The sequence below is a fragment of the Streptomyces torulosus genome, assembly GCF_001419765.1.
Taxonomy (GTDB): Bacteria; Actinomycetota; Actinomycetes; order Streptomycetales; family Streptomycetaceae; genus Streptomyces; species Streptomyces torulosus.
This window is the reverse complement of the sequence record NZ_LIRK01000763.1, coordinates 1-2,738: the sequence shown is the minus strand read 5'-3', so window position 1 is coordinate 2,738 and position 2,738 is coordinate 1. Positions and strand designations below refer to the sequence as shown.

The window sequence follows — 2,738 nt, the reverse complement described above, 5'->3', positions numbered from 1 at the left end:
CGGACATGGGCAGCCGCCCCCGAGGTGACCTCCTGGGGGCGGCTGCCCATGTCCGCCGTGGACCGGCGCTCCCGGGCGCGGTCGCTCGACGGCCGCTGGCGGTTCCAGCTGCTGCCCTCGCCCGGCGACGAGCCCGGCCCCACCTGGTCCTGGGCCGAACTTCCCGGTTCCTGGGCGCTGCACGCGGCCGAGGACCCCCCGCAGTACACCAACGTCCGTATGCCGTGGCCGGAGTTCCCGCCGCACTCCCCCGCCGCGAACCCGACGGGCGTGTACGAACGGCAGGTCGAGACACCCGCCGACTGGGCAGGCCGCCGGATCGTCCTCCAGGTCGGCGCGGCGGAGAGCGTGCTGCTCGTCCATGTGGACGGGCGGCCCGTCGGCATGTCCAAGGACTCCCATCTGGCAGCCGAGTTCGACGTGACGGACCTGGTACGCCCCGGAGCGCCGTCGACGCTGCGGCTCACGGTCGTGAAGTGGTCCGACGCCTCCCACATCGAGGACCAGGACCAGTGGTGGCTCGGCGGCGTCACCCGCTCGGTACTGCTGTACGCCACCGACCCACTGCATCTCGCGGATGTGACCGTGCGGGCCCGGCGCGACGGCGCGCTGCGGGTGGACTGCCGGGTGCGGACCACCGAGGGCACGGGCGCGCTGCCCGCCGGGTGGTACGTCAGCGGCGAGCTGGACGGTCTGGCGCTCGCCCAGGACACCGAATTCGACCGGGTCAACGCCGAGGACGAGCGGGTCTCCGACTTCCTCGGTGAGGCGCGGATGGAGACGGTCGTCCCCGAGGTGCGGACCTGGAGCGCCGAGACGCCCGAGCTGTACGACCTCACGGTCCGGCTGCACCGCGCCGACGGCACGGTGGCGGACACCTCGCGCCACCGGATCGGCTTCCGCGACGTCGAGGTGCGCGGCCGGGACCTGCTGGTCAACGGGGAGCGCGTCTACATCCGGGGCGTGAACCGCCATGACTTCCATCCGCTGACGGGCCGGACGGTGGCGTACGACGACCTGCGCGCCGACCTGGTCACACTGAAGCGCTTCGGTTTCAACGCGATCCGCACCTCCCACTATCCGAGCGACCCGGCGCTGTACGACCTCGCCGACGAGCTCGGTTTCTACGTGGTGGACGAGGCGGACATCGAGTCGCACGACCACGCCCACGAGACAGCCGACGACCCGCGCTATCTCAACGCGTTCGTGGACCGGGTGTCCCGGATGGTGCTGCGGGACAAGAACCACCCCTCGGTGATCATCTGGTCGCTGGGCAACGAGTCCGACTACGGCGCCAACCATGACGCGGCGGCGGGCTGGCTGCGGCGGCACGATCCGACGCGGCCGGTGCAGTACGAGGGCGCCGCGAAGCTGGACTGGGGGGCCACGGACGACGCCTCCGACATCGCCTGCCCCATGTACGCGCCGATCGAGGACTGTGTGGCGCACGCGCTCTCCGGCGAGCAGACCCGGCCGCTGATCCAGTGCGAGTACTCGCACGCCATGGGGAACAGCAACGGCACGCTCGCCGACACGTGGGCGGCCATCGAGGCGACCCCGGGTCTTCAGGGCGGGTTCATCTGGGAGTTCTGGGACCACGGCATCCTCCAGCGTGTGAACGACGGAAGACCGGCCGGGCGTGGGGGCGCCGGGCTGTATGACAACGGTGTCGCCGCCCCCGGACTGCGCTGGGCGTACGGCGGTGACTTCGGCGAGACCATCCACGACGGCGCGTTCATCGCCGACGGGGTGGTCTTCCCCGACCGGACCCCGAAGCCGGTGATGTACGAGCACCGCGAGATCGCCGCCCCGGTACGGCTGTCCGTCGAGGGCGAGGGCACCTGGCGGGTGCTGCGGGTCCACAACAAGCAGCATTTCCGGGACCTTTCGTGGCTCGCGGCCGAGTGGGAGTTCGCCGCGGCCGACGGCGGCACCTGGACGGTGCCGGCCCAGCTGCCCGACGTGCCCGCGGGCGGCTCCGCCGTCATCGACCGGCCCGAGGTGCGGCACGGGGCCGGTGAGATCTGGCTGACGTTGCGGGTGACGACGGCCGCCGACGAGCCGTGGGCGCCGCGCGGCACCGAGGTGTGCGTCCCGCATGTGCGGTGGTACGAGGCGGACGAGGGCGAGCCGGTGGTCGGCGCCGACGACACCCAGGGCCATGTGCCCCCGCCGCGCACGGACGACGAGGGGCTGCTGCTGCATCCGCTGCTCGCCGCCCCGCCGACGCTGAGCCTGTGGCGGGCCCCCACCGACAACGACGTCCTCGGCGGCATGGCCGAGCGCTGGCGGGCCTGGGGCCTCGACAGCCCGGCACGGGAGACGGTGTCCGTGGAGCGCGAGGGCCCCGTGGTGCGGGTGCGGTCGCGCCTGCTGACGGGTGCCGGGGCCGTCGAGCACGAGCAGACGTTCACGGCGCTGGTGGACGGCCGGATCCTGGTCGAGGAGATGGCCGTGCTGCCCGAGGAGCTGACGGACGTCGCCCGCGTCGGCACGGCGTTCGAGACCACCGAAGGGTTCGACCGCCTCGCCTGGTACGGGCAGGGCCCCTGGGAGAGCTACCCGGACCGTGCGGTCGGGGCTCCCGTCGGGCACCACTCGGCCGCCGTCGACGACCTGTTCACGCCCTATCTGCGCCCGCAGGAGAGCGGAGGACGGCACGGCGTACGGCACTTCACGCTGTCGGGGGCCCGGCACGAGCTGTCGGTACGGCTCGACGGGCCCCCGACAGCGTGAAG

General features: G+C 72.8%; 1 pseudogene. It reads left to right on the top strand.

Features of this window, described 5'->3' with window-relative positions:
* A pseudogene (locus AOK23_RS39380) lies at positions 1-2,724 on the top strand (glycoside hydrolase family 2 TIM barrel-domain containing protein); the annotation flags it as partial.
* Positions 2,725-2,738 lie beyond the last annotated feature (14 nt).